Genomic DNA, 24,595 nt, shown 5'->3' with positions numbered 1-24,595 from the left:
GCCCTCGACGCCCTCTGCGACCTGGTGGCCACCCGCTCGGTCTAGAACTCGTTCTGTTTGCGCATGGCGCGGGGGCGGCCGTCGGGGTCGTAGAGGTGGCGGGCCATCCAGCCGGCCCAAACGGACTGGAGGCGGGTGACCGGTTCTGGGTGGTGGGCGCGGATCCGGCCCAGGGGCCGGGGGGTTTGGTGGCCGGAGGCGTGCCACTTGTCGAGCGCGGCGGCGGTTCGGTGCCACTGGGCGAACCCGGTGACGGGGTCCAGGTCCGGTGTGTCGGCGCAGAGGTGTTCGGACCAGAGTTCCCTGCGGAGGGCGCGGGCCAGGGACTCGGAGTCGACGGCGCAGGTGAGTTCGCTGTCGTTCGTCCAGGAACGGCGGTTGAAGTTGTCCGAGCCGACGGTCAGCCACTGGTCGTCGATGATGCAGACCTTCGCGTGCACGTAGATCGGTACGCCGTCCTCGTTCTCCAGGTCGTAGACCGCTACGCGGTCCGACTCCAGCAATCGCAACGCCTCCAGTTGGGCGAACCGGGCCGGCGGACCGCTGATCCGGCCGTCCTGGTCCGGGTACCGCGGTACGACGGCGATCACCCGCAGTTCCGGTGATCGCTCCAAGGCCTTCCGCACCCCGTCAGTGACAGCAGACGACCACAGATACTGGTCTTCCACGTAGATCAGCGACCGAGCCCGCGAGAGCGCCTTCAGGTAACCCCGCGCCACGCTGTGCTCCCCGCGCGGGGCGAACGGGAACCCAGGATGCTTGTGCGCGTACGTCCGCAGCACCTGCACCGTCTGCGGCCCGGCCGGCGGCGGATCGGGAAAGGACTCCGGCAGTTGCTCCGGGTGCCGCGGCATCCGGGACAGCCGCTGGATCAGCATCCGGTACGGCGTCCGCCGATCGAGCGGATGCGGATCGTCCCAGCGCTCGACGAAGCACCGGAGCAGATCGCCGACCGCGGGTCCACGCACCTCGAGCATCACGTCGTGCCACGGCGCCCGGGACCCGTATCGCGGATCCATCGGGGCCGTCTGCGGATCACCCCGGTGCCGGGCGTCGTCGCGCCGGCCGTGACAGAGATCGATCCCGCCGACGAACGCCACGTCGGCCTCGGGCCGGTCGCGGTGCCGGATCACGAACAGCTTCTGGTGATGCGACGCCAGCCGGCGGACCCGCTGGTCGAGCAGGACCTCGCCGCCGGCCTCGTTCAACTCCGTCCCGAACCGCTGGTTCTCCTGCGAACTGAAGTTCAGGTGGTCCGAGTGGGACCGCCACAACAGCGCCCGCACCTCGACACCCTTCCGGGCCAGATCGCACAACATCGACCCGATGCCGGGCCCGTCCTCGATCAGCGCCTCGTCCGGATCACCGCGCCAGTCGGTGAAGTAGATCCGGTCGCCGGACCGCAGTACGCGCAGTTCGTCGTACAGCCGCTGGAAGTAGGTCGCACCGTGCACCAGCGGCCGGACCAGGTTGCCCTCGATCCACGGCCCGCCGACGTCGATGTCCGTCGCCGGGTTGCCGCGCTCCTCCGCGGTCAGGAACCAGTCGTGCCCCATGACCGCACTGTTCCCGGAATCCGGAAGGTCATGAGGTGCGACGACGCCCAGCCCGGCGACGTGCGACGGACCGGGCACACTCGGTGGTCAACGCGCCTGCCAGGCCGCGCTTTCGACGTAGTGGTTGTCGTAGAGGTCGCTGGTCCGGCCGAGCTCGGCGGCGTCGGTCTCGCCGGCGGCCTCTAACGCGTGCGGCGTGTTCGGCGGTACGACGAGGAAGTCGCCCTGGGCCGGCGTGATCACGTCCGGCGGAAAGGTTGAGGTGGCAGCGAAGCGGTCAGGACCTGAGGTTGGCGAACCGGTTGCGCGCGTTGGCGGGCGCCTCGGGAGTCGTCTCCACCACGCGTCCGGCGATGTCCGCGATGGTCTGGCCCGCCAGCTCGCGGCGGTAGGCGAGCTCCGCGCTCCGCATCGCCTGGGAGACCAGGCAGGTCTTGGTGTAGTCCGCCTTCGGGTCGGCGCCAGGGCCGGCCTTGAGGATCTGCGTGCACCGGAACGCCTCGTCGGGCCCGTCGATGGCGACGACGATGTCGAGCAGGGTGATGTTGCGCGGGTCGCGGGCGAGCTGGAAGCCGCCCTTCGGCCCGGAGACCGAGGTGAGGATGCCGGCCCGGGTGAGCGCCTGGAGCTGCTTGTTCAGGTACGCCGTGGGCAGGTCGTAGAAGGCGGCGAGGTGTCTGGCGGTCACCGGCTGACCCGGCATCCAGCTGAGGTTCACGCAGCTGTGCATCGCCCACTCGACGCCCTCGTTCATCCTCATAATCTGGATACTAAACGTCCAGGATAAACAGCGCAAGAGGGCCCGGCACCTACTCGGTGCCGGGCCCGCTCAGCGGTTGGTCAGCTGCCGACGCGGCCGCCGTCCTTGCGCCAGACGCAGGAGATCGCCGGACGCGGGTACTTGTGGGTGTGCGGCCAGGTCGAGGTCGGCTTCTCGAAGGTCGCGTCGTCGGTCTCGCCCGGGTGCTGGACGGCGACGAACGCGGTCCTGTCGTCGTCGGAGATGAGCGGGCCACAGGCCTCGGCGGCGAACGGGACGGACAGGAACTGCTTGACCTGACCGCGGTTCGGGCCGGCCACCGGGACGGTGAAGATGCCGTCGTTGGAACCGAGCACGTTGCCGTCGGTGGAGATCCACAGGTTGCCGGAGCCGTCGAAGGCGACGTTGTCCGGGCAGGAGATCGGGCTCACCTTGGTCTTGTCGAAGCCGCCGAAGTACGTCTCCTGCGCGGCCGGGTCGCCGCAGACCAGGAACAGGTTCCAGAAGAAGCCGGTCTTGGCCGCGTCGTCGCCCTCCTCGCTGAGCTCCAGCACGTAGCCGTTCCGGTTGCCCGACTTCTCCACCAGCGGTCCGTCCAAGGTGTCGCGGACGAACGACTTGGCCAGCGGGTTGGCCTCGTCGACCCCGAAGATGCCGCCCCGATTCGAGTTGTTGGTCAGCGCGGCGTAGACCTTGCCGTTGACCGGGTTGCGCTCGATGTCCTCGGGCCGGTCCATCCGGGTCGGGCTGACCTTGTCGGCCGCGAGCCGGGTGTTGATCAGCACGTCGGCGACGCTCATCCCGGGGACGAACGACTCCTTGTCCGAGGTCAGCGGGATCCACTGGCCGGTGCCGTCGTACAGGCCGTCGGCGGAGCCGTCGCCGGTGAACCTGGCGACGTACAGCGTGCCCTCGTCGAGCAGGCCGAAGTTCGCCTTCCGGTTCTTCTCGTCGTACCTGCCGGTCGAGACGAACTTGTAGATGTACTCGCCGCGCTCGTCGTCACCGGTGTACGCCGCGATCCGGCCGTCGGCGGTGATGGTGACGGTGGCGCCCTCGTGCTTGAGGCGGCCGAGCATGCTGCGCTTCTTCGGCGTCGACTTCGGGTCGTAGGGGTCGACCTCGACGATCCAGCCGAACCGGTACGCCTCGGTCGGGGTCTTGGCCAGGTCGAACCTCGCGTCGACCGTGCTCCAGCCCTTCTGCGTCGTCTTCGTGGTCGGTACGCCGTACCGCTTGAAGCTGGTGGTGTGCTCGGCGGCGACAGCGCCGGAGACGTCGAAGTAGCCCTGGAAGTTCTCCTCGCCGGACAGGATCGTGCCCCACGGGGTGATACCGCCGGCGCAGTTGCCGATCGTGCCGAACGCCTTCTTGCCGACCCGGGCGTCGGCCGCCGCCGGGCCGGTGACCTCGAACTCGGTGTCCACGGTGATCCGGCGGTTGTACTTCGGCAGCTGCTTGTCCCGGCGCCATTCGCCGCTGCGGCCGACCCGCTCGATGCCGACCACGGCCATGCCGTGCGCGGCCATCGCGATCTTCTTGGTGGTGGCGTCGTCGTACCTGCCGGTCGGGAACATCAAGTACTCGTCGGTGTACTCGTGGTTGCAGACGAGCAGCGCCTTCCGCTCGTCGCGAAGCGGCACGATCATCGTGTAGTCGTTGTTGTAGCCGAACTGCTTGGCCTGCGCCTCAGGCGTCTGCTTGTTGACGTCGAACTTCGGCGCGCCGGGCAGGACGGGGTCGCCCCAGCCGATGATGACGGCCTGCTCGTAACCCCGCGGGATGACGATGTCGTCCTTGCGGTTCGGCGGTACGACGCTGTGCGTCAGCCCACCACGCGGGCCGAAGCCGGGGAGCGTGCCGTCCGGGCCGGCGGCGGAGGCCGGCTGCTCGGCGGCGGCCGGGAGGTTCACGGCCAGCGTGCCGATCCCGGCGGCGGCGACACCGGCCGCACCGACCTTGAGCACCTTGCGCCGCGAGAAGGCCGACCGCATCACGGTCTGGATGTGCTCGTTGCCGGAGGTGTTCGGCTCGGCGTGGTCACACTGGTTGGCGCACTTGAGCGCGCAGGTGCGGAAGCTGCGGGATCCGTGGCGGGTGCCGATCTGACTGATCAGCGGCAGGAACTTGGTCACTCGAAGGCTCCGGCTTTCTCACGTGAAGAATGCTGTGGACGCCGTGAGGCTAAGGAACCGAAGCGGGAACGGGGTGAAGGTCAGATGAACGTCACACGGCGTAGGTTGACCTCAGTAGCAAGGAGACATCGAACAGTCACACTGCGGAGGCAGTCAGCGCCGCCCGTTCCAGCGACTGGATCCGGCGCCGGTGCGCCATGCTGTCCCAGGTGAAGATCGCCAGCGCGAGCCACACCAGCCCGAAGCCGGCCCAGCGCATCGGCGACATCGCCTCGTGGAAGAGCAGCACCGCCAGCGCGAACTGCATGCTCGGCGTGATGTAGTTCAGCAGCCCGAGCGTGGTCATCGACACCCGGGTCGAGGCCGCGCCGAACAACATCAGCGGGACCGAGGTGATCGGCCCGGCCAGCAGCAGCACGACCAGGTACCAGACGCCGTGGTCGGTGACCGTCGACTGGCCCTGCACTCCGAGGACGACGATCGCCGCGAGCGCGACCGGTGCGACGGTGGCCGTCTCGATCGCCATCCCCTCGATCGCCCCGGCGCCGGCCTGCTTCTTCGCCAGCCCGTACAACCCGAACGAGAAGGTCAGGATGAGCGCCACCCACGGCGGCCGGCCGTTCTCGAACGTCAGCCCGATCACCGCGACGAAGGCGATCGCCAGCGCCGTCCACTGCACGGTCCGCAGCCGCTCCTTGAGCACCAGGACGCCGAGCAGGACGGTGAACAGCGGCGTGATGAAGTAGCCGAGCGAGGTCTCCACGATCCGGTCGTTGTGCACACCCCAGATGTAGGTGCCCCAGTTCACCGAGATCAGCGCCGCGGCCGCGATCAGCCGCCACCGCCGCCGTGGATCCCGCAGGACCGTCTTCACACGCCCGAACTTCCGCAGTACGACGACCAGCAGGGCGATCGTCACCATCGACCAGAGGACGCGGTGGGCGAGCACCTCGATCGCGCCGGAGTTGTCCAGCAACTTCCAGTACAGCGGGAAGAGACCCCAGACCAGGTACGCGGCGAGGCCGTAGACGAACCCTCTCCGCTGCTCTGGCACAACCACACACTATGCCTCCGGAACAGTGGCATCCAAGCTGTTTGCTCATGACGTGAGATGCGCTGGCGTGATGCGGTTGGATAGAGGGGTGGACACGAGGAGGCGCACGTGGGTGTGAGGACCGGTCTGGTCTCGGTGACGTTCCGCCAGTTGACGGCCGACGAGGTGGTGGACGTCGCTGTCGGGGCCGGGCTCGCGGCGGTCGAGTGGGGCGGCGACGTGCACGTGCCGCTCGGGAACCTGAACACCGCGAAGCGGGTGAAAGCCCTGTGTGACGACCGTGGACTGTCGATCGCGGCGTACGGGTCGTACCTGCGGGCCGGCAGTGTCGACCGCGAGGAGATGCGCTCCGCCGTCGCCACCGCCGCCGCCCTCGGCGCGCCCAGGATCCGCGTCTGGGCCGGCAACGTCGGTACGGCGGACGCCGGGGTGGGGGACCGGATGGCGGTCACCCGCGGCCTGGCCGAGCTCGCCGACGTGGCGGCCGGCTCCGGGATCGAGATCGCGATGGAGTACCACCGGAACACGCTGACCGACGAGGTCGACTCGACCATCACCCTGCTGCTCGACGTCGGTGCACCGAATCTCAAGACCTACTGGCAGCCGCCGGTCGACCTGAGCGACGCCGAGTGCCTCGACCAGCTCGAGGCGCTGATGCCCTGGCTGACCACCGTTCACGTGTTCTCCTGGTGGCCGGCCAGCAACCGGCTTCCCCTGGCCGGGCGGGAGTCCCTGTGGCGCCCGGTGCTCAAGCGCCTGGCGGCCGAGGACCGCGAGATCAATGCCCTCCTGGAGTTCGTCGCCGACGACTCCCCGGAACGCCTGGCCAAGGACGCGGCCGACCTGCACTCCTGGATCTGACCCCGGCCGGCACCGTCCGCTCGCCTGCCGTTGTCAGAAAGTTTCGCTGAAGGCTGGTCAAGGGGTGGATTGTGCCGCAATGCTGACTCGGACAGGTTCCTTCACCGCCCCGGAGGTGTCCGATGTCCCGACTGTTCAGCAAACCTCTTCCCAGAATCCTCGCGATCCTCGCGTTGTTCGCGGCCATGCTGGGCGCGACCGTGACCACCCAAGTGGTCACCGCGACCAAGGCCCACGCCGACGGCTGCTACACGTGGGGCCGCACGCTCTCCCAAGGCGCCAGCGGCGAGGACGTCCGGCAGTTGCAGATCCGGGTGGCCGGTTGGCCCGGGTACGGCGGTCACCTCGCGACGGACGGTGCGTTCGGGCCGGCCACCAAGGCGGCTGTCCAGCGGTTCCAGTCGGCGTACGGGCTGGCGGCCGACGGAATCGCCGGGCCGGCCACCTTCAGCAAGATCTACGCGCTGCAGGACGACGACTGCACGCCGATCCACTTCACCTACAGTGAGTTGGACGACGGCTGTGGCGGCTCCGGGTTCGACGGCGGGCCACTGAGCGAGGCGGCCACGAAGGCCAACGCCTTGCAGACCATGTGGCAGCTGGAGGCGATGCGGCACGCGCTCGGCGACCAGCCGCTGATCGTCACCAGCGGGTTCCGCAGCATCTCCTGCAACAACGCTGTCGGTGGTGCGAGCAACAGCCAGCACCTGTACGGCCGGTCGGCCGACCTGGTCGGCTCGCACTCGCTCTGCACGCTGGCCAAGCAGGCCCGGAACCACGGTTTCGGTGGCATCTTCGGTCCCGGCTACCCGGGCCACAACGACCACACGCACGTGGACATCCGGACGAGCAACGTCTGGGACGCGCCTAGCTGCGGGGTCTGACCAGGTCGGGCAAGGTGACTCCGGCGGCCCGGTCCAGGTGGTGCGCGGTCAGTCCCGCCTGCCGGGCCGCCAGGACGTCGAGCTCGAGGTTGTCGCCGATCATCAGCGTGTCGGCCGGGTCCGCACCGAGTGCCTCGCAGGTCCTGAGGTACACCTGCGGATCCGGCTTGCTCGCGCCCAGCGACTCCGACGTGCAGACGACGTCGACCTCGTCGGCGAGACCGATCGCGGTCAGCTTGGCGTTCTGCTGCAGAGTGCTCCCGTTGGTCAGCACGCCGATCCGCCAACCGTTGCTATGAGCAATGTCCAGGGCAGGGCGGGCGTCCGCGAACGCGATCCAGTTCTCCTGGTAGTGCCGGAGGTACCCGGTGTAGATCTCGTCCAGCTCGGCGTCGCCTTCGGGGACCGGGTGGTCGATCAGCGGCAGGAAGCTACGCAGCCGCTCGCGGCGCTGACCCTGGTGCGTGGTGTCCCCGTTCAGCCAGCGGTCGAAGCAGTGTTGCTCGATGATGAACCACCGCGCGACCAGCTCGTCCGACGGCGTACCGCCCAGCTCCGGGATCCAGCTGTGGATCCCGGCCGTCGCGGAGCCGACGTGGTCGAAAAGGGTGTCGTCCAGGTCGAAGATGACGGCTTTCATGCGCGGACCAGCGAGTCGCGGTTCAGCTCCCGGTGGTTCGCGTACCCGGACAGGGCCAGGGTGAGGTCCAGCTCGGCCAGGAAGCAGCGCAGTACGTGCTCGACGCCGGCCTGACCGGCGAGCGCGAGACCGTACAGCAGCGGGCGCCCGAGCAGCACCGCCTCGGCCCCCAGCGCCAGCGCCTTGGCCGCGTCCGAGCCGGTGCGGACGCCCGAGTCGAAGAGCACGGTCAGCTGCTCGCCGACCGCCTCGGCGATCGCGGGCAACGCGTCCAGGGACGCGATCGCGCCGTCCACCTGGCGGCCGCCGTGGTTCGACACCACGATGCCGTCGACCCCGTGCTCGGCCGCGAGCTTGGCGTCGTCGACCGCGGTGATCCCCTTGAGCACGATCGGACCGTCCCAGTTGTCGCGCAGGAACGACAGTTCGTCCCAGCCCAGGCCGATGTTCGGGAACATTTGCGCCCAGTGCATCACCGCCGCGGCCGGGTCCTCCGTGACCGGCTTGACCAGCTTCGCCTGGAACGCCGGGTCGCTGAAATAGTTCGCCAGCCCGTCGCCGTTGAGGAACGGCAGGAAGCCGCGGTCCAGGTCGGCCGGCCGCCAGCCGAGGGTGCCGGTGTCGAGGGTGACGACCAGGACGCCGTACCCGCTGGCCGTCGCGCGCTGCAGGAAGCTCAGGCAGACGTCGCGGTCGGTCGGCCAGTAGAGCTGGAACCACTTGCTGGCGGCCTCGATCTGCTCGAAGGCGTGGCTCGCCTGCGTCGAGTGCGTGTAGGTCAGCCCGAGAGCGTCGGCGGCCCGGGCGGTCGCCAGTTCGCCGTCGGGGTGCGCCAGCGTCTGCACGCCGATCGGCGCGATCAGCACGGGCGCGGGCATCGGCGTACCGAGGACGGTGCAGGACAGGTCGCGGTCGGTGCTGCCCCGCAGCATCCGCGGCACCAGTCGCCAACGGTCGAACGCGGCCAGGTTCGCCCGCGCGGTCGCACCACTGCCGGCGCTCGGCACGATGTATCCCATCGCCTCCGCCGACAGCTTCCCGGCCGCCTGGGACTCCAGCCGGGCCAGGTCGGTGGTGATCTCCGGCCTGGTCCCTTGCAACATGCCCTGCAGGTAGATGCCCAGCTGGTGGTCTCCGAAGTTGCCCATGCCGGATCCTTGCATGGTGGCGATCCGCCAGGCCATCACAACCGGGCCGGTCGCGCGGCGCCTACGCTCAACGCCCGCAGCGGCAGCGGATTGTGATGGCCTGGCGGACCGATGTGACAATCAGGTGTGACAACTTCGGTGACTCCTGACAGTGGTCTGACGGCGCGGCACGTCGGGCTCGCGTTGTTCGCGCTGGCGACCGGCGGGTTCGCGATCGGCACCACCGAGTTCGTCACCATGGGCCTGCTGCCGCAGATCGCCGACGGGGTGGACATCTCGATCCCGACCGCCGGTCACGTCATCTCGGCGTACGCGATCGGGGTGGTGGTCGGGGCGCCGGTGATCGCGGCGCTCGGGGCGCGGACCGGGCGGAAGCGGCTGCTGCTCGGGCTGATGGCGGTGTTCGTGCTCGGCAACGTGCTGTCGGCCGTTGCCGACGGCTACGAGTTCCTGATGGCCGCGCGCTTCCTGACCGGGGTGCCGCACGGCGCGTTCTTCGGGATCGGTGCGGTGGTCGCCGCCTCGATGGTACCGGCCGGCCGGCGTGCCTGGGCGGTCTCGATGAGCATGGTCGGGCTGCCGGTCTCCAACATCATCGGCGTCCCGGTGACCACCCTGCTCGGCCAGAGGCTCGGCTGGCAGGTGCCGTTCCTGGCCGTCGGCGGGCTCGGGCTGCTGACGCTGGTGGCGGTCTGGTTCTGGGTGGCGCCGCAGCCGGTGGGCAGCGACGTGAACGTCCGCAGCGAGTTGAGCGCGCTGTCCCGGCCGCAGGTGTGGATGGCGCTGCTGGTCGGCATGGTCGGCTTCGGCGGCATGTTCGCGACGTACTCCTACATCACCCCGACGATGACGGAACTGGCCGGTTTCTCCGAGGCCGCGGTCACTGTCGTGCTGGCCGTGTACGGCGTCGGCATGACCTGCGGCACCGTCGTCGGCGGCCGGCTCGCCGACCGGGCCCTGATGCCGAGCCTGTACGGCGGCCTGATCGCGATCGCCGTCGTCCTGGCTACGTTCGGGTGGCTCGCGCAGACGAAGCCGGGTGCGCTCGCCGCGGTGTTCGCGATGGGATTGTCGGCGAGCATCCTGGTCCCGGCGCTGCAGACCCGGCTGATGGACGTCGCCCACGAGGGCCAGTCGCTGGCCGCGTCGCTGAACCACTCGACGCTGAACGTCGCGAACGCCCTCGGCGCCTGGCTCGGCAGCGTCGTACTCGCCGCCGGCTACGGCTACGAGTGGCCCAGCCGCGTCGGCGCCGCGCTCGCCGTCGCCGGCCTGGCCCTCGCCCTGATCTCCGGACTCATGGACCGCCGAGGTACTCGCCTCACAGCCTGATCACCGGTCACTTGGTTAGATCGGTGTATGGCGACCTTGACGTTGAGCGCTGCTGACGAGGTACGGCGGCGCGGGCTGCGGCAGATGCGGTCGGTGGCGTTGTCGTTGCTGGTCCTCGCGGCCGTCGTCTACGTGGTCACGCTGCACCGCGACGGTGGCTGGGGGTACCTGAACGCGGCCGCCGAGGCCGCGATGGTAGGTGCGCTGGCGGACTGGTTCGCGGTCACCGCGCTGTTCCGCCGGCCACTCGGCCTGCCGATCCCGCACACCGCGATCGTGCCGACCCGCAAGGACAGCCTGGCCGAGAGCCTGGAGCAGTTCGTCACCGAGAACTTCCTCTCCGAGCAGGTGGTGGCCGGGAAGATGGCGACCGCCGAGGTCAGCCGCCGGGCCGGCGAGTGGCTTGCCTCCGGCAACCATGCCGAGCGGATCGTGGCCGAGGGCGCTCGGACGATCGGCGCGGCCCTGCCGAAGCTCGGTGACGAGGACGTGACCGCGTTCGTCCGCGGGTCGCTGCTGCCGCGGTTCGTGCAGGAGCCGCTGAGCCCGATCGCCGGCCACTTCCTGCGGTCGGTCGTCGACGACGGTGCGCACCACGCGCTGTTCGACCTGCTCATGGTCGAGGCCCACGACTGGCTGCGCGACAACCGGGACCTGCTGGCCGAGGTCGTCGGTCCGCGCGCGCCGCGGTGGTCACCGCAGTGGGTCGACCGGCTGGTGATCGACCGGATCCACCGGGAGGCGCTGGCCTGGCTGGCCGACGTCCGGGACGACCAGTCGCACGCGGCCCGGAAGGCGATCGACCGGCTGCTCGGGCAGTTGGCCGAGGACCTCCAGCACGATCCCGAGGTGATGGACCGGTTCGAGGCGTTCAAGGCCCGGATGCTGACGCATCCCGACATGGGCTCCAGCCTGACCGCGGTGTGGGACGCCGTCCGGACCGCGCTGATCGACTCGATCAACGACCCGGCCAGCACGCTGCGGGTGCGCGGGACCAAGGCGCTGCAGGATCTGGGGCAGCGGCTCCAGGACGACGAAGACCTGCGGTCGAAGGTGGACGCCCGTGCCGCCGAGGCGGTCGGCTACGTCATCCGCACCTACGGCAGCGAGATCGTCTCGGTCATCTCCGACACCATCGAACGCTGGGACGGCCGCGAGGCCGCGGCCCGGATCGAACTTCACGTCGGCCGCGACCTGCAGTTCATCCGGATCAACGGCACGGTCGTCGGTGCCCTCGTCGGCCTGATCATCCACACGGTCAGCGAACTGCTCTGACGTTGCGGTCCTCGGTGTCGGTCATCGGGTCACCGCCGTCACGAGGAGGGCCGTGCCGACGGCCAGGTCGATGACGCCGCAGTACTCCGCCCAGGAGCGGGCGACGACCGTGTTCGCGCGGAAGTGGTAGGAGTCCCACGCGCCGTGGAGCAACCAGCCCAGGCCCGCGACGGCGATCGCGGTCCCCGACTCGGTGGCGACGACGACGATCGTGAGCGCACCGAAGAAGACCGTCCCGGCGGTCTCCAGCGTGAAGGCCGGCTCGGCGTACCGGCGCCGGACGACCGCCCACACCCACAGCACGACCAGCACCGCGACCATCCCGACGCCGGGCTCGACGGACCACACGCCGGCGGCGTCGAGACCGTGGAACGCCGACGCGACCGCGCTGAGGACGGCGAACGCGACCCACGCCGTCCAAGGCCTCCCGATCGCGTACGCCATCACGTAGATCCCGGCCATCGTCGCGACCGCCGGGCCGAAGAACTCGGCCTCCCGGTCGAGCGCGACGATCAGCGCGAGCGCGGCCGCGACGGTGACCAGGGCCAGTCCGGTCGGCCACCTGGCCGCCAACCCCCTGTTCGTCATGGCCCCGATCCTGCGGAATACCGGCGCGGAGGTAGCTGCGCAGCCGTGATCGCGTCCGGATCCGTGGGGAAACGGACCGGATTCCTGCGGTCAGCCGGCCTGTTGCCGCCGGTACGTCGACGGCGGCACGCCGTACCGGTCGAGGAACGCCTGCCGCAGCGACTCGGTCGACCCGAACCCGCACTGTCGCGCGACCGCCGCGAGTGGCGCCTCGGCCGACACCAGCAGTTGCGCGGCCGCCTCGGTCCGGACGCCGCGGACGTACTGCGCCGGCGTCGACTGCACGTGGGTCAGGAACAACCGCGACAGGTGCCGCTCGCTGACTCCGGCGAACCGGGCCAGCGCGGGCGTGGTCAGGTCGGTGGCCAGGTGGCTGTGGATGTGGTCGCGGATCCGGCGGACGAGCAGGTCGCCGCTCAGCCGGGTCGCCACGAACATGCTCATCTGGGACTGACCGCCCGGCCGCTGCAGGTAGGCGACCGTGCCCATCGCGACCCCGCGGGCCAGCGCCTCGCCGTGGTCCTCCTCGATGAACGACAGCGTCAGGTCGAGCGCGCTGGTGACTCCGCCCGACGTCGCGACCCGGCCGTCCCGGATGTAGATCGGGTCGGCGTCGACCTGGATCTCCGGGTAGTTCGCCGCGAGCCGGTCGGCGTACATCCAGTGCGTCGTCGCGCGCCGGCCGTTGAGCAGACCGCTCTCCGCGAGGACGGTCGCTCCCGTGCACGCCGACGTGACCCGGCGGGCCAACGCGGCGAGACGCCGTACGTGGCCGACCAGTCGCGGGTCCGCCGCGGCCCTCTCGTGCCCGAGTCCGCCGGACACCACCAACGTGTCGAACGGCTCGTTGAACCGCTCGAGCGCGTCGTGCGCCTGTAGTTGCAGGCCCGAGTCACAGGTGACGGCGTGCGCGCCCAACGACAGCAGCACGACCTTGTACGGCGGACTCGCGCCGATCCGGTTGGCGATGTCCAGACACGAGGTCACACAGGCGACGTCCAGCAACTCGACACCGTCGTACGCCACCACCAGGACCACCCGGTCGTCCATCCGCTCACGATAGACGCACTACCCGTAGGCGGAGGACCCGGACGCCTTCGAGAAGGTCGTCCGGGTCTACCTGAGCTGAGAACTCAGTCGACGGTCCAGGTGTCGGAGCCGGTGACCAGGGCCTGCAGGTCGCCGGTGCCCTGGGCTTCCTGGGCGGTGGTGATCTGCTGACGGACCAGGTCGTCGTACGCCGGCCGGTCGACCTTCCGGAAGACGCCGATCGGGGCCTGGTGCAGGACGCCGCCGTCGGTCAGCCGGGACAGCGCGAACGCGTACGCCGGGTCGTCGGTGTGCGCGTCGTGAACGACCAGGTCGGCCTCGCCGTTCGGGAGGTCCGCGACCTCACGCACGGCCAGCGAGGCGAAGCCGTCGCGGACCACGCCGAGGTGGCCGTCCTTGCCGAAACGGATCGGCTCGCCGTGCACCAGCGGGATGATCGCGTCGTCCCGGGTCTCCGGGTTCTTGAACGCGTCGAACGCGTTGTCGTTGAAGATCGGGCAGTTCTGGTAGATCTCCACGAACGCCGTGCCGCGGTGCTCCGCGGCCTCCCGCAGGACCTGGGTCAGGTGCTTGCGGTCGGAGTCGACCGTCCGGGCCACAAACGTCGCCTCGGCCCCGAGCGCCAGCGACACCGGGTTGAACGGGTTGTCGACCGAGCCCATCGGCGTCGACTTGGTCACCTTGCCCGGCTCCGACGTCGGCGAGTACTGGCCCTTGGTCAGGCCGTAGATCCGGTTGTTGAACAGCAGGATCTTCAGGTTCACGTTCCGCCGGAGCGTGTGGATCAGGTGGTTGCCGCCGATCGACAGCGCGTCGCCGTCACCGGTCACCACCCAGACGCTCAGGTCCGGCCGGGCCACCGCGAGACCGGTCGCGATCGCCGGCGCGCGCCCGTGGATCGAGTGCATGCCGTACGTCGACAGGTAGTACGGGAACCGCGACGAGCAGCCGATCCCGGACACCATCGCCACGTTCTCGCGCTTGATCCCGAGCTCCGGCAGGAACCCCTGGAAGGCGGCGAGTACGGCGTAGTCCCCGCAGCCGGGGCACCAGCGGACCTCCTGGTCCGACACGTACTCCTTGCGGTTCTGCGGCTCGGTCGCGGCCGGGACGCCGTGCAGACCGTTCGGCAGGCTCGGCATGCCGAGCTCGACCGTGCTCATCGTGTTCCCCTTGTCTTCAGCTCCGTCGTGAGGTGGCCGTTCGAGTCGACCAGTGCCTCGCCGTGCTTCAACGCCGCCGCGGCCTCACCGAGGTGGCGGGCGTCGTCGTCGATGCCCTCGGTCTCCTCGACCAGGTTGCCGATCACCTCGGCCAGCTCGGCCGCCCCCAGCGGCATCCCGCGGACCTGGGCGTAGGACACCACGTCGACCAGGTACTTGGCCCGCAGCAGCATCGCCAGCTGGCCCAGGTTCATCTCCGGGACCAGGACCTTCTCGTACCGGCCGAGCACGTCACCGAGGTTCGGCGGGAACGGGTTCAAGTACCGCAGGTGGGCCTGCGCGACCTTGCCGCCGACCTTGCGGACCCGGCGGACACCGGCGCCGATCGGACCGTACGTCGACCCCCAGCCGAGCACCAGCACCTTCGCCGCGCCGTCCGGGTCGTCGACCTCGAGCGGCTCGATCGAGCGGGCGATGCCGTCCACCTTCGCCTGCCGGGTGCGGATCATCAGGTCGTGGTTGGCCGGGTCGTAGGAGATGTTGCCGGTCTTGTCCTCCTTCTCCAGGCCACCGATCCGGTGGTCCAGTCCCGCCGTTCCCGGAATGGCCCAGGCGCGGGCCAGGGTCTCCGGGTCGCGCAGGTAAGGGAGGTACGCCGGCTCGCCCTTGTCGTTGGTCGCGTTCGGCTCGAGGGTGAAGTCCGGGTCGATCGTCGGCAGGTCCTCGATCACCGGGATCTGCCACGGCTCCGAGCCGTTCGCCAGGTAGCCGTCGGACAGCACGATCACCGGCGTCCGGTAGGTCACCGCGATCCGGGCGGCCTCGACCGCGATCGCGAAGCAGTCCGCGGGGGACCGGGCCGCGAGCACCGGCAGCGGGGCCTCGCCGTTGCGGCCGAACATCACCTGCAGCAGGTCGGCCTGCTCGGTCTTGGTCGGCATGCCGGTCGACGGGCCGGCGCGCTGGATGTCGCAGATCACCAGCGGCAGCTCGAGCATCACGCCGAGGCCGATCGTCTCCGACTTCAGGCTGATGCCCGGGCCGGACGACGTGGTCACGCCGAGCGCGCCGCCGAACGACGCACCGAGGGCGGCGCCGACACCGGCGATCTCGTCCTCGGCCTGGATCGTCGTGACGTTGAACCGCTTGAGCTTCGACAGCTCGTGCAGCACGTCCGAGGCCGGGGTGATCGGGTAGGCACCGAGCACCAGCGGCAGGCCTGAGCGCTGGGCGCCCGCCACCAGGCCGTACGCGAGCGCGAGGTTGCCGGAGATGTTGCGGTAGGTGCCGGTGTCCATGCTGGCCGGCTTCACCTCGTACCGGACCGAGAACTCCTCGGCGGTCTCACCGAAGTTGTAGCCGGCCCGGAAGGCCGCGATGTTCGCGTCCCGGATGTCCGGCTTGCCGGCGAACTTGGTCTTCAGGAACGTGATCGTCGACTCGACCGGCCGCTGGAACAGCCAGGACACCAGGCCGAGGGCGTACATGTTCTTCGCCCGGGAGGCGTCCTTGCGGGACAGCCCGAACTCCTTGACCGACTCCACCGTCATCCCGGTGAGGTTCAGCGGTACGACGTGGTAGGCCTCGAGCTCACCGGTCTCCAGCGGGTTCTCGTCGTACCCGATCCGCTTCAGGTTCCGTGCGGTGAAGTCGGCGGTGTCGACGATCAGGGTGGCGCCGCGCGGCACGTCGCGCAGGTTCGCCTTGAGTGCGGCGGGGTTCATCGCGATCAGCACATCGGGCGCATCACCGGGCGTCAGGATGTCGTGGTCGGCGAAGTGGAGCTGGAACGACGACACTCCCGGCAGTGTTCCGGCTGGTGCCCGGATCTCTGCTGGGAAGTTGGGCAACGTCGACAGGTCATTGCCGAACGAAGCCGTTTCCGCTGTGAACCTGTCCCCCGTGAGCTGCATCCCGTCGCCGGAGTCGCCGGCGAAGCGGATCACCACGCGGTCGAGCTGCTTGACCTCGATGGTCACTGTTCTGTTCATCTCCAAGTCGAAGCTTGGGTCGGCCGGCCGCTTTCGTGGACGACAGGTCGATCCCCCCAGTTCAGGGCGACAACCCCAATATTAGTTCGCCCTTAGTACGGAACCATGCGGAAGCCCCGGTGGTCCACAGCCTGGGACGCTGTGTTGAAACGTGGACGTCCTCGGCTAGGGGAAACCCTCAGGTGTCACCCTCCGCAGCAGTGCGCTTGCGATCCGCAATCAGAACCGGCAGGGTGTCGTGAGCACGCTGTGATCCACTGGTTGGAGTTCTCATGGGCCTTCGCCCGCTGCTGCGTTCCGCTGTCGGATTGTCGGCCCTCGCGCTGACCGGATGTGCCGCTCCGGTCGCCCCGGCGGACAGTGCCCTGAGACTCGGCGGTACGACGGAAGCGGCCGTGGCGCCGAGCTCGGTCACAGCACCGGCGCGAACGGTGAAGATCCACAGCATCCGCACCACCGACGCGACCAAGGGCGTCATCACGGTGGTCGGCACGCTGTCGCCGGCGCCGAAGACGGGCACCCGCGTGCCGCTGCATCAGTGGATCCCGTCCGCGCGCCGCTGGCAGGAGGTCGCCCACGGGTACTCGTCCGGGACCAGCGTGACGATCAGGACCGTGCAGCCGGGATCGGTCCGGACCTACCGGATCGCGGTCGGGCCGCAGGCGCCGTACGCGACGGCGATCTCGCCGATGATCAGCTTCGAGCACTACGTCTGGCGCGGCATCTTCAGGAAAGGTCTGCTGGCGGCCGGCGGGAGTCGTGGGCCGCAGTTCACGGTCATCCCGCCGGGCGAGGGCCCACGGCGGGCGGAGGCGGACCTGTTGGCGAACAAGGGTGGGTCCGTCTGGGGCGAGGTGGACTCGACCGGCTGCAGCCACGTACGGAACTGGCTGGGCAACCTGACCGACGGGACCGTGCGGACCTCGCTGCACGACGGGACCAAGGCCGTCACCTCGGTGCTGCAGAAGCAGGAGACCGAGACCTGGCTGAACCACAAGATCCTCGGCGTCAGCCGGCTGCGGTTGCAGGTCGCGGACGTGAGGTCCGGCTACGGACCGTACGTCGCGGTCGACTCGATCATGCTCTGCACGAACTAGACTCTCGACCGTGTCGGAGAGCTATGGCGTCATCGCGGCGGTCGTCGTCCTCGGCCTGGCCGGACTGCTCGGCGCGTTCGCGCTGAACAAGGCACTCACCGTCACCTACCCGACCGAGGGCAAGCTCAAGACGTACGAGTCCGGCGTCGACCCGGTCGGCGAGGGGTGGGCCCAGGTTCACATCCGGTACTACCTGTTCGCGTACCTCTACGTGATTTTCGCCGTCGACGCGATCTACCTGTTCCCGTGGGCCACCATCTTCGCCACCCTCGGCTTCGCCACCCTGGTCGAGATGTTCATCTTCCTCGCGTTCGTCGCGGTAGGCCTCCTGTACGCCTACCGCAAGGGCATCCTCCGCTGGACCTGAGGTGTTCAGGCGCGCGCCAGGGCTGCGGCGATGGCCCAGTCCTGGGCGCCGATGCCTACGGACTTGAAGACCGTGCGGCCGGTGGGGGCGGGCGGTCGGGAGAGGGCCGGGCCCAGTTCGAGCAGGTCGGTGAGGGCTCCTGAGCAGACGGCGTCGATGATCTCGCCGGACTCCTCGAGGGCGGCTTCCTCCTGGTCGACCATGACGACCGAAGCGGTGGCGAGGAGTTCGCGGGGGAGTTCGCGCATGGTGGGGCGGAAGGCGCCGATGGCGTTGACGTGGACACGCTCGGGGAGTGCGTCGGCATCGAAGAGCGGGGTGGACGACGACGTCGCGCAGCAGACGATGTCGGCGTCCGCGATCGCGTCGTCGATCGACGTACTGGGGGTGAACTCGACGCCGGGGAACTCGTCGGCGAGCGCCGTGCCCAGGGCCGCGGCGCGATCGGCCGAGCGGCCGGTGACGGTGACCGCGGCGATCCGGCGTACGGCGAGAACCGCGCGGACCTGGTCGGGGGCTTGAGCGCCGGTCCCGATCAGCGTGAGCCGGGAGGCGTCGGCGGGTGCGAGCAGGTCGGTCGCGACGCCGACGACCGCGCCGGTGCGCAGGGTGGTGATCGAGGTGCCATCGGCGACGAGTTGCCGGCCGCCGCCGGTCCAGATCACCGTGGCCCGGATCGCCGGCACCTGGTCGAGCGCGATCCCGATCTTCTTCACCACCGCGGTCCCGGTCGGCGAGTGGTAGGCCGACATCACCAGCACCGCGCCGTCGCCGAAGATCTGCCGCGCGGGCAGGACGAAGTGGCCCGCGGCCACCTCCCGGAAGGCGTCGCGGACGGCGTCGACCGCCGTACTCATCGGCACGGCACGACGGACGTCCTCGGATCTCAGCACTCTCACCGCCCCGACATTACGCTGGACACCGCCGACCGAAAGGGAACCGATGGACGACCTGCACCGGGACGCGGTGGTGGCGGATGCGCACAACGACCTGCTGATGCTGGTCGCCCGGCGTCCGAAGGAGGTCTGGCCGGAATACTTCCGGGAGCGGTGGATCCCGCAGTTGCGCGCGGGCGGCATCGACGTCCAGGTGCTGCCGGTGTTCATCGACGACGAGTTCCGGCCGGAGCGATCGTTGCGCGAGACGCTGCGGATGATCGAGGCCGCCCATCGCGTCGCCGAGGCCAACGCCGACGAAGTGGTCCTCTGTACGACCCCCGGCGACCTCGCCGGACGCGGAGACCGGATCGCGCTGGTTCTCGCTCTGGAAGGCTGTCCGCAGATCGACAACGACCTCGAGCTCCTGCAGACCCTGCACCGGCTCGGCGTGCGCATGGTGTCGTTCACACACTTCGGCCGGAGCGCGCTCGGCGACGGATCGGGTGAGGACGCCGCCGGCAGCCGGCTCACCCACGCCGGGGTCGAGGCAGTCGGCCTGCTCGAGGAGCTCGGCGTACTGATCGACGTCTCGCACGTCGGCCGCGGTGGTGTCGAGCACATCCTCGAGCTGGCGACCAAGCCGGTCGTCGCCTCGCACTCCAGCGCGTTCGCCCTCCGCGAGCACCACCGCAACCTGACCGACGAGCAGCTGCGCGGGATCGCCGCGACCGGCGGGGTCGTCTGCGTGAACTTCTTCGCCGGCTTCCTGACCGACGCCGAGAAGCCGACGGTCGACCACCTGGCCGACCACCTCGAGTACGTCGTCGACGTCGCCGGCCAGGACCACGTCGGCCTGGGCAGCGACTTCGTCGCGGAGGTGTTCGGGGAGAAGATCCCGGCCTGCGACCGCCCGCTGGTCATCCAGGGCCTGGACGCCGAGGTGTACGTCCCCGGCCTGGAGGGACCGGCAGGCATGCCGCTGGTCACCGAGGCGCTGCTCCGCCGCGGCCTGCCGGAGGCGACCGTCCGCAAAATCCTCGGCGAGAACCTGATCCGCGTCCTCTCGAAGGAGTGACACCGTGCAGACCTGGCTCGACGGCGACCTTGCCCGCCTGATCGGGAAGTACGACGTACCGGCCGCGTCGGTCGCGGTGTTCGCCGACGGAGAGGTGAGCGCGGGGGCAGCCGGCGTGCTGAACCTGAATACCGGCGTGGAGGCGACCACCGACGCGATCCTCCGGATCGGGTCGGTCACCAAGCTGTGGACGACCACGCTGATCATGCAGTTGGTTGCCGAGGGCAAGGTTGACCCGGCGACTCCCCGGGCCCGTACGACGAGCTCGTCGGCCACCTCCTGCGCGAGGCGGCCGGGATCGGGTTGCCGAAGCGACCGGTGCCGCCGGCCGAACCGGCCGAGATCTCGCGGACCTGGTCGCCGGCCGGTACGACGGGGTGCTGACGAGCACCGCGGCCGCCCCGGAGCACGGGGTGCACGAGGTGCTCTCGTTCCGTGAACCGGCCAACGGCCGGGCGGCATACCTCTTCCACGGGGGGCGATCAGTACGAACTGTTTGTCCCGGCCCGGCGGGTTGGGGGCCAAACAGTTGAGGGCGACCAGTCGCCGGGGTGACGCCCAAGCTGGGGATGAGCTCCGAACGCGACGACTTGTCGCGGGGGATCGCCGGCCGCCCTCATGCGCAGGTTTCGCCGATCGGCAGGGTGGAATTCTGGCTCGATCGGCCACACGGCGGTCACCCCTTTTCCCAGTGCACGACCGTGATAGCGACGGGTCAAGCGCTCGATCTCGGGAGCCGAAGGCGGCGTCCCGGGTGCCGCCGTGCCGGGGGCCGGCCGCCCAGGAGGTGAACAGGGCGGCGAGCTCGCCAGCGTCGACGTGCCGGCCCGCGTCGGCGCCGGTCAGCGTGGTGCCGTCGACGGTGCACGAGTCAGTGGTGCGCTCGTAGTCGTCGCGACTGATCAGCTGCAGCCGCCAGCACGGCTGCAGCACCCGGGCCAGCGCGGACAACGTCTTGCGGGCGGTCGACGGCGCGTAGTCCGCCAGCAGCCGGGCCCGGATCGTGGTGGTGCCTACGGCCCGGCACTGCGCAAAAAGGCGTACGCATCTCGGCCAGAGGATGGGACATTTGCCCGATGCGAGCGGCCGGTCGCTCTTCCTACCGTCCTACGTAACTCAGGTAATGGGAGGTGCGGCATGACCAATCGGGTCGAGATCGGCCGGCTCTTACGTCTCGCGGTTGGCATCGCGCTGGCTGGGGTGCTGGCGGCGGTGATGATCACACCGCGTGCTGGTGCTGCGTGGGCGGCCGCCGAGGGGCCGATTCGCAATGCCGGCGGCCCCGGCGTCATCGAGGATCGCTACATCGTGGTGTTCACCGACGCGGTACGGCGCGGCGCGGTTGGGGAGGCGGCGCGCGGGCTTGCGTCCCGCCATGGAGCTCGCGTCACACAGACGTACAGCGCGGCCCTGTCCGGATTCGCCGCCACCATGACCGAGCAGCAGGCGCGCCGTATCGCCGCCGATCCCGCGGTCGCCTATGTCGAACCGGACCGGGTGATGCGGATCGCGTCCGACCAGCCGGATCCGCCGTGGGGACTGGACCGCATCGATGAGCGCTATCTGCCCATGAACCAGAACTACAAGTACGACACGACAGCAGGCTGGGTCAACGTCTACGTGATCGACACCGGCATCCGGATCAGTCACAACGAGTTCGGCGGCCGCGCCAGCTACGGCCGCGACACCGTCAACGAGGACAACATCGCCAGCGACTGCAACGGCCATGGCACCCACGTCGCCGGCACGGTCGGGGGCACGACTTACGGAGTCGCCAAGGCCGCACGACTGATCGCGGTCAAGGTGATGAACTGCGCGGGCGACGGGACGGTCTCCAACATCGTGCAAGGCATCGACTGGGTCACCGCGAACCACGTTAGACCGGCAGTGGCGACCATGAGCCTGGGCGGCTCGGGCTCCGGCAGCATCGACGATGCCGTCAAGCGATCGTCGGACCAGGGAGTCACCTACGTTGTGGCCGCCGGCAACGACAACGACGACGCCTGCGACTACTCGCCTGCCAGAGTGCTCGACGCGATCACCGTAGGCGCGACCGAACAGGACGACGACCGGTGGCCCGACTCCAACAAGGGCAGATGCCTCGACCTGTTTGCTCCCGGGCGCGGCGTCCTGTCCGCGCTGAAAACCAGCGACACCGCGACCGGGACGAAGAGCGGCACCTCCATGGCAGTTCCACACGTCGCCGGCGCAGCAGCGCTCTACCTGTCCAAGAGCCCAACCGCCTCGCCGCTCCAGGTGGCCTACAGCCTGCGCTACAACGTGACCAAGAACCAGATCGATGACGTCGGCACCGGGTCCCCGAACCGGCTCCTGTACCGAGTGCACGGTCCGACGGTCCGCACCATGACCTGCACCGGAGGCACCTCCATCGCCTGCTCGATGACGACGTCGCCCGGCACCGTGGAGTCGCTCTGGTGGACGTTCAACGGCACCAGCGGCTGGTACGGCCAACGGTCGATCAGCGCGGGCTGCCCATCCGGGCCACAGGGTCCCGGCGGCTGGGTCATCGTCGAGCTCACAGTCACCGTGACAGATGCCAACAGCAACTCGGCAGACCAGCGGTACGCGCGGGTCGCATGCAGACCCTAGGCGTGCCAGAACCAGGCTTCCGGATGGGGGAAGGGTGGGCCACGCTCATCGGGACTGTCCTCCGCACCAGGAGATCCTGATGGGCGTGGTCGACGATCTGATCCGAACGCGGCAGCCCGAAAGTGCCGGAACTGGGTCGCCGCATACGACGCATCCTCGATGCGCTGCCCCTCGGCGATCAGGGCACCCCAACTACATCTCGGAATTCCCGCTCACGATGAACGCTGCGCGACCCGCGCGATGAGGACACATTGGCGCATCGTCGACCAAGAGATCACGATCGGCACGATGTACTACTCGGACACGCCGGAGACCGCCACCGAGTCAGGCGCTACGAATCTGATCACGCGACCGGATGGGACCAGAGCGGACGAGGGAACGCCTGACGAAGGATCGGCTGCGCGCGTTCAGGTCTCAGCAAGCGGCCGCGCGGGAGAGGTCAAGCATCTAACAACCTAACGGCAACTAAAATACTTCACGAGAAGTGCACCATCGGCGCGCAAAGGAGGAATCAGCGCGCCTCAGCCGCCGGACAGTTTGTCCTTCAGTGCATGGCGGCGCGCCACGCCTGAAGTGTGATCGCGTATGTGAGCACGCCCGGCGCCGGCTCATCGATACAGCGCAGGCCGAGTTTCGTCAGAGTCGCGCGTGAGGCGGCATTGCTCGCAACAGTGCCAGCCCAGATAAGCCGGACACCTACGGTGGAGAAGCCGTGGTCGATGACGCACCGCGCCCCCTCGAATCCGAAGCCGCGCCGCCAGTGCTCACTCTTGATCCGGAAGCCGAGTTCGCCAGCATCCAACTGGCCCGTCGGGACTCCGAGACCCCACCAGCCGATGAAGCGAGCGTCGGAGTATCCGACCCAGTATCCCAGACCGCGGCTCTCGTCGGTGCGTGGCCCAAAGCGCCGTGACCACTCCTCTTCGACCTCGGCCCGCGACGACGATCGTCCGGTGACATATCGCATCACATCCGGGTCACAGTTGAGCTCGGCGAACAAGTCGATGTGCTCCAAGGTCGCTGGCACAAGGCGCAGTCTGGGCCCAAACAGCGCGGGTCTCATCCGTCAAGTGTGTCAGAGACGCCACCAACTCCCGGCTCATCAACTCCCGTTCATGCCAGTTTCAGACGTTCGGATGTCACGTCGGATGATCGCGTTGTGGTCTGGAACCCATCAGGTCGGCTTGTGGGCGAGGGAGCGCGCCGTCAACCCCTCATTGAGATGGGGAGGTCGGCTTGTTTGAGGTGGTAGACCAACTGGTTGCGGCCTCCGATCAGAACCGACTGGGTGTAGCTGACGGGCCGGGGTGGCCCGTCGTTTTTCTTCGCGTAGCGGACTCGGGTGCGCTCGATGATGGGACTGGGGTCGGTGAGCTCTAGGTGTGCTGCTTCGGCATCTGTAGGACAGCGAGCCGTGATCGCGTCCTGCCATCCCACTCGTGTCCAGCCGAACCTGTGAAGGAACTCATCGGGGATGCTGTCCGCCGCGGCGGGACCGGTGCCGACCAGGTCGCAGGGGTAGTAGGTGTCCTCCAGTTCGACCGGCACAGCATCGGCGAGTCGGACGGTCCGTAGATGAAGCACTTGCTGCCCGAGCTTGATGTCGAGCCGATCCGCGATCTGGGCGGACGCAGGCGCTTGATCGGTCTCGACCCGCTGGGTCGCGGCCAGACCGAGTTGGCTTGCTGATTCGTGGAACTGGTCGTCGTGTCTCGGAAGCGGCTTCAGGTAGCTGGTTGATGCCGATGTGACATGGCTCTGGGTCGGCGGGTCGCTCACCGCTGCTTCGCCGGCGTCGTCCACTGTGATCAGGCCGCTGTTGCTCAGATGGGCGATCGCCAGCCGCAACTCTTCGATCGGGGCTTTGTATTTGCGCGCCAGTTCCTCATCGGTTGGCAGGGCTTGGCCGGGAGTGAGAGTCCCGGCCGCTATGTCGCGCTGGATGAGGCGGGCGATGACCTTGTGTCTGGCTGGCATGGCCGGCTCCTAGGCTGCTGTCCGACCACGATATCCGCATTTGACAAGCGCAATCTCGTCCTGAGTGATTCGGCCGCCCGCGACGGTCGCCGCCGTTATAGCAGGCCAGGTTCGCCTTCCGAAGGAGCTCCAGTGCTGGTCTGTTCTCGCGGAC

At 69.0% G+C, this 24,595-nt stretch carries 23 protein-coding genes; 9 read left to right on the top strand and 14 right to left on the bottom strand.

The annotated features are described in order from the left end of the window. Nucleotides 1–41: 41 nt before the first annotated feature. From E1218_RS14370 to rarD, 5 genes are all read right to left on the bottom strand, one after another. On the bottom strand, nt 42–1,556 hold the full coding sequence (locus E1218_RS14370; RefSeq protein WP_132320206.1) for a phospholipase D-like domain-containing protein: 1,515 nt from the start codon (nt 1,554–1,556) through the stop codon (nt 42–44). Nucleotides 1,557–1,643: 87 nt separating this feature from the next. Then, complete coding sequence (locus tag E1218_RS14365; protein ID WP_233712223.1) at nt 1,644–1,799, bottom strand: cupin domain-containing protein; 156 nt, start codon at nt 1,797–1,799, stop codon at nt 1,644–1,646. A gap of 34 nt (nt 1,800–1,833) precedes the next feature. After that, on the bottom strand, nt 1,834–2,316 hold the full coding sequence (locus tag E1218_RS14360) for an RrF2 family transcriptional regulator (RefSeq protein ID WP_132320204.1): 483 nt from the start codon (nt 2,314–2,316) through the stop codon (nt 1,834–1,836). Nucleotides 2,317–2,396: 80 nt separating this feature from the next. Then, the gene (locus E1218_RS14355) at nt 2,397–4,451 is read right to left on the bottom strand and encodes a PhoX family protein (protein ID WP_132320202.1); all 2,055 of its coding nucleotides are present in this window, start codon (nt 4,449–4,451) and stop codon (nt 2,397–2,399) included. Between the two features lie 136 nt (nt 4,452–4,587). Next, nucleotides 4,588–5,505: an EamA family transporter RarD gene (rarD, locus tag E1218_RS14350; RefSeq protein WP_132320200.1), complete on the bottom strand. Its 918-nt coding sequence runs from the start codon at nt 5,503–5,505 to the stop codon at nt 4,588–4,590. A gap of 108 nt (nt 5,506–5,613) precedes the next feature. Here rarD and E1218_RS14345 point away from each other — a divergent pair, with 108 nt between their 5' ends. Next, entirely contained in the window at nt 5,614–6,366 is a 753-nt protein-coding gene (locus tag E1218_RS14345; protein WP_132320198.1) for a sugar phosphate isomerase/epimerase family protein, read from the top strand. Nucleotides 6,367–6,488: 122 nt separating this feature from the next. Then, a complete protein-coding gene (locus E1218_RS14340; protein ID WP_233712222.1) occupies nt 6,489–7,250 on the top strand; it encodes a D-Ala-D-Ala carboxypeptidase family metallohydrolase in 762 nt (253 codons plus the stop codon). Here E1218_RS14340 and E1218_RS14335 read toward each other — a convergent pair. Both E1218_RS14335 and E1218_RS14330 read right to left on the bottom strand, forming a co-directional pair. Beyond that, nucleotides 7,234–7,890, bottom strand: coding sequence for an HAD family hydrolase (locus tag E1218_RS14335; protein ID WP_132320196.1), 657 nt, complete (start codon nt 7,888–7,890; stop codon nt 7,234–7,236). The genes E1218_RS14340 and E1218_RS14335 overlap by 17 nt on opposite strands. After that, entirely contained in the window at nt 7,887–9,038 is a 1,152-nt protein-coding gene (locus tag E1218_RS14330; protein WP_132320194.1) for a lactate 2-monooxygenase, read from the bottom strand. Before E1218_RS14330 ends, E1218_RS14335 begins: the two co-directional genes overlap by 4 nt. Nucleotides 9,039–9,176: 138 nt before the next feature. Here E1218_RS14330 and E1218_RS14325 point away from each other — a divergent pair, with 138 nt between their 5' ends. Then, nucleotides 9,177–10,370, top strand: a complete 1,194-nt coding sequence (locus E1218_RS14325; RefSeq protein ID WP_132320192.1) for an MFS transporter — start codon at nt 9,177–9,179, stop codon at nt 10,368–10,370. 27 nt (nt 10,371–10,397) lie between these two features. Further along, nucleotides 10,398–11,645, top strand: a complete 1,248-nt coding sequence (locus E1218_RS14320; protein WP_132320190.1) for a DUF445 domain-containing protein — start codon at nt 10,398–10,400, stop codon at nt 11,643–11,645. A 21-nt stretch (nt 11,646–11,666) separates the two neighbouring features. Here the strand turns inward: E1218_RS14320 and E1218_RS14315 are convergent, their stop codons facing one another. The 4 genes from E1218_RS14315 to E1218_RS14300 all read right to left on the bottom strand — a co-directional run bounded on the left by E1218_RS14315 (nt 11,667) and on the right by E1218_RS14300 (nt 16,437). Next, a complete protein-coding gene (locus E1218_RS14315; protein WP_132320188.1) occupies nt 11,667–12,233 on the bottom strand; it encodes a hypothetical protein in 567 nt (188 codons plus the stop codon). Between the two features lie 90 nt (nt 12,234–12,323). Next, nucleotides 12,324–13,283: a GlxA family transcriptional regulator gene (locus tag E1218_RS14310; RefSeq protein ID WP_132320186.1), complete on the bottom strand. Its 960-nt coding sequence runs from the start codon at nt 13,281–13,283 to the stop codon at nt 12,324–12,326. Nucleotides 13,284–13,366: 83 nt separating this feature from the next. Beyond that, the gene (locus tag E1218_RS14305; protein ID WP_132320184.1) at nt 13,367–14,446 is read right to left on the bottom strand and encodes a 2-oxoacid:ferredoxin oxidoreductase subunit beta; all 1,080 of its coding nucleotides are present in this window, start codon (nt 14,444–14,446) and stop codon (nt 13,367–13,369) included. Further along, the gene (locus E1218_RS14300) at nt 14,443–16,437 is read right to left on the bottom strand and encodes a 2-oxoacid:acceptor oxidoreductase subunit alpha (protein ID WP_233712221.1); all 1,995 of its coding nucleotides are present in this window, start codon (nt 16,435–16,437) and stop codon (nt 14,443–14,445) included. Before E1218_RS14300 ends, E1218_RS14305 begins: the two co-directional genes overlap by 4 nt. A gap of 272 nt (nt 16,438–16,709) precedes the next feature. Between E1218_RS14300 and E1218_RS14295 the strand changes: the two genes are divergently transcribed. Further along, nucleotides 16,710–17,534 (top strand): hypothetical protein, encoded by an 825-nt coding sequence (locus tag E1218_RS14295; RefSeq protein ID WP_132320182.1) that lies wholly within the window; start codon nt 16,710–16,712, stop codon nt 17,532–17,534. A 10-nt stretch (nt 17,535–17,544) separates the two neighbouring features. Further along, nucleotides 17,545–17,901: an NADH-quinone oxidoreductase subunit A gene (locus tag E1218_RS14290; RefSeq protein ID WP_132320180.1), complete on the top strand. Its 357-nt coding sequence runs from the start codon at nt 17,545–17,547 to the stop codon at nt 17,899–17,901. A gap of 5 nt (nt 17,902–17,906) precedes the next feature. Here the strand turns inward: E1218_RS14290 and E1218_RS14285 are convergent, their stop codons facing one another. After that, nucleotides 17,907–18,800, bottom strand: coding sequence for an ornithine cyclodeaminase family protein (locus E1218_RS14285; protein WP_202866007.1), 894 nt, complete (start codon nt 18,798–18,800; stop codon nt 17,907–17,909). 43 nt (nt 18,801–18,843) lie between these two features. Here E1218_RS14285 and E1218_RS14280 point away from each other — a divergent pair, with 43 nt between their 5' ends. The 3 genes from E1218_RS14280 (at nt 18,844) to E1218_RS14270 (ending at nt 22,464) form a co-directional block, all read left to right on the top strand. Further along, nucleotides 18,844–19,854 (top strand): dipeptidase, encoded by a 1,011-nt coding sequence (locus tag E1218_RS14280; protein WP_202866006.1) that lies wholly within the window; start codon nt 18,844–18,846, stop codon nt 19,852–19,854. Nucleotides 19,855–19,858: 4 nt separating this feature from the next. Beyond that, nucleotides 19,859–20,293, top strand: coding sequence for a serine hydrolase (locus tag E1218_RS14275; RefSeq protein ID WP_202866003.1), 435 nt, complete (start codon nt 19,859–19,861; stop codon nt 20,291–20,293). 761 nt (nt 20,294–21,054) lie between these two features. Then, entirely contained in the window at nt 21,055–22,464 is a 1,410-nt protein-coding gene (locus tag E1218_RS14270; protein WP_165949267.1) for a S8 family peptidase, read from the top strand. 544 nt (nt 22,465–23,008) lie between these two features. Here E1218_RS14270 and E1218_RS14265 read toward each other — a convergent pair. Both E1218_RS14265 and E1218_RS14260 read right to left on the bottom strand, forming a co-directional pair. After that, nucleotides 23,009–23,491, bottom strand: a complete 483-nt coding sequence (locus tag E1218_RS14265) for a GNAT family N-acetyltransferase (protein WP_165949266.1) — start codon at nt 23,489–23,491, stop codon at nt 23,009–23,011. A gap of 179 nt (nt 23,492–23,670) precedes the next feature. After that, nucleotides 23,671–24,441: a GntR family transcriptional regulator gene (locus E1218_RS14260; protein WP_132320170.1), complete on the bottom strand. Its 771-nt coding sequence runs from the start codon at nt 24,439–24,441 to the stop codon at nt 23,671–23,673. Nucleotides 24,442–24,595: the final 154 nt, after the last annotated feature.

It is taken from the genome of Kribbella turkmenica, assembly GCF_004348725.1.
GTDB lineage: Bacteria > Actinomycetota > Actinomycetes > Propionibacteriales > Kribbellaceae > Kribbella > Kribbella turkmenica.
Note: the sequence above shows the minus strand (reverse complement) of the source record. Positions and strands in the feature narration are given on the sequence as shown.

Bases quoted from the DNA above. Each gene is read 5' to 3' on its own strand.
- E1218_RS14280 (WP_202866006.1), top strand. From the start codon at position 18,844: ATGGACGACCTGCACCGGGACGCGGTGGTGGCGGATGCGCACAACGAC.
- E1218_RS14260 (WP_132320170.1), bottom strand. From the start codon at position 24,441: ATGCCAGCCAGACACAAGGTCATCGCCCGCCTCATCCAGCGCGACATA.
- E1218_RS14335 (WP_132320196.1), bottom strand. From the start codon at position 7,890: ATGAAAGCCGTCATCTTCGACCTGGACGACACCCTTTTCGACCACGTC.
- E1218_RS14340 (WP_233712222.1), top strand. From the start codon at position 6,489: ATGTCCCGACTGTTCAGCAAACCTCTTCCCAGAATCCTCGCGATCCTC.
- E1218_RS14360 (WP_132320204.1), bottom strand. From the start codon at position 2,316: ATGAGGATGAACGAGGGCGTCGAGTGGGCGATGCACAGCTGCGTGAAC.
- E1218_RS14315 (WP_132320188.1), bottom strand. From the start codon at position 12,233: ATGACGAACAGGGGGTTGGCGGCCAGGTGGCCGACCGGACTGGCCCTG.
- E1218_RS14320 (WP_132320190.1), top strand. From the start codon at position 10,398: ATGGCGACCTTGACGTTGAGCGCTGCTGACGAGGTACGGCGGCGCGGG.
- E1218_RS14310 (WP_132320186.1), bottom strand. From the start codon at position 13,283: ATGGACGACCGGGTGGTCCTGGTGGTGGCGTACGACGGTGTCGAGTTG.
- E1218_RS14370 (WP_132320206.1), bottom strand. From the start codon at position 1,556: ATGGGGCACGACTGGTTCCTGACCGCGGAGGAGCGCGGCAACCCGGCG.
- E1218_RS14305 (WP_132320184.1), bottom strand. From the start codon at position 14,446: ATGAGCACGGTCGAGCTCGGCATGCCGAGCCTGCCGAACGGTCTGCAC.
- E1218_RS14295 (WP_132320182.1), top strand. From the start codon at position 16,710: ATGGGCCTTCGCCCGCTGCTGCGTTCCGCTGTCGGATTGTCGGCCCTC.
- E1218_RS14300 (WP_233712221.1), bottom strand. From the start codon at position 16,437: ATGAACAGAACAGTGACCATCGAGGTCAAGCAGCTCGACCGCGTGGTG.
- E1218_RS14330 (WP_132320194.1), bottom strand. From the start codon at position 9,038: ATGGGCAACTTCGGAGACCACCAGCTGGGCATCTACCTGCAGGGCATG.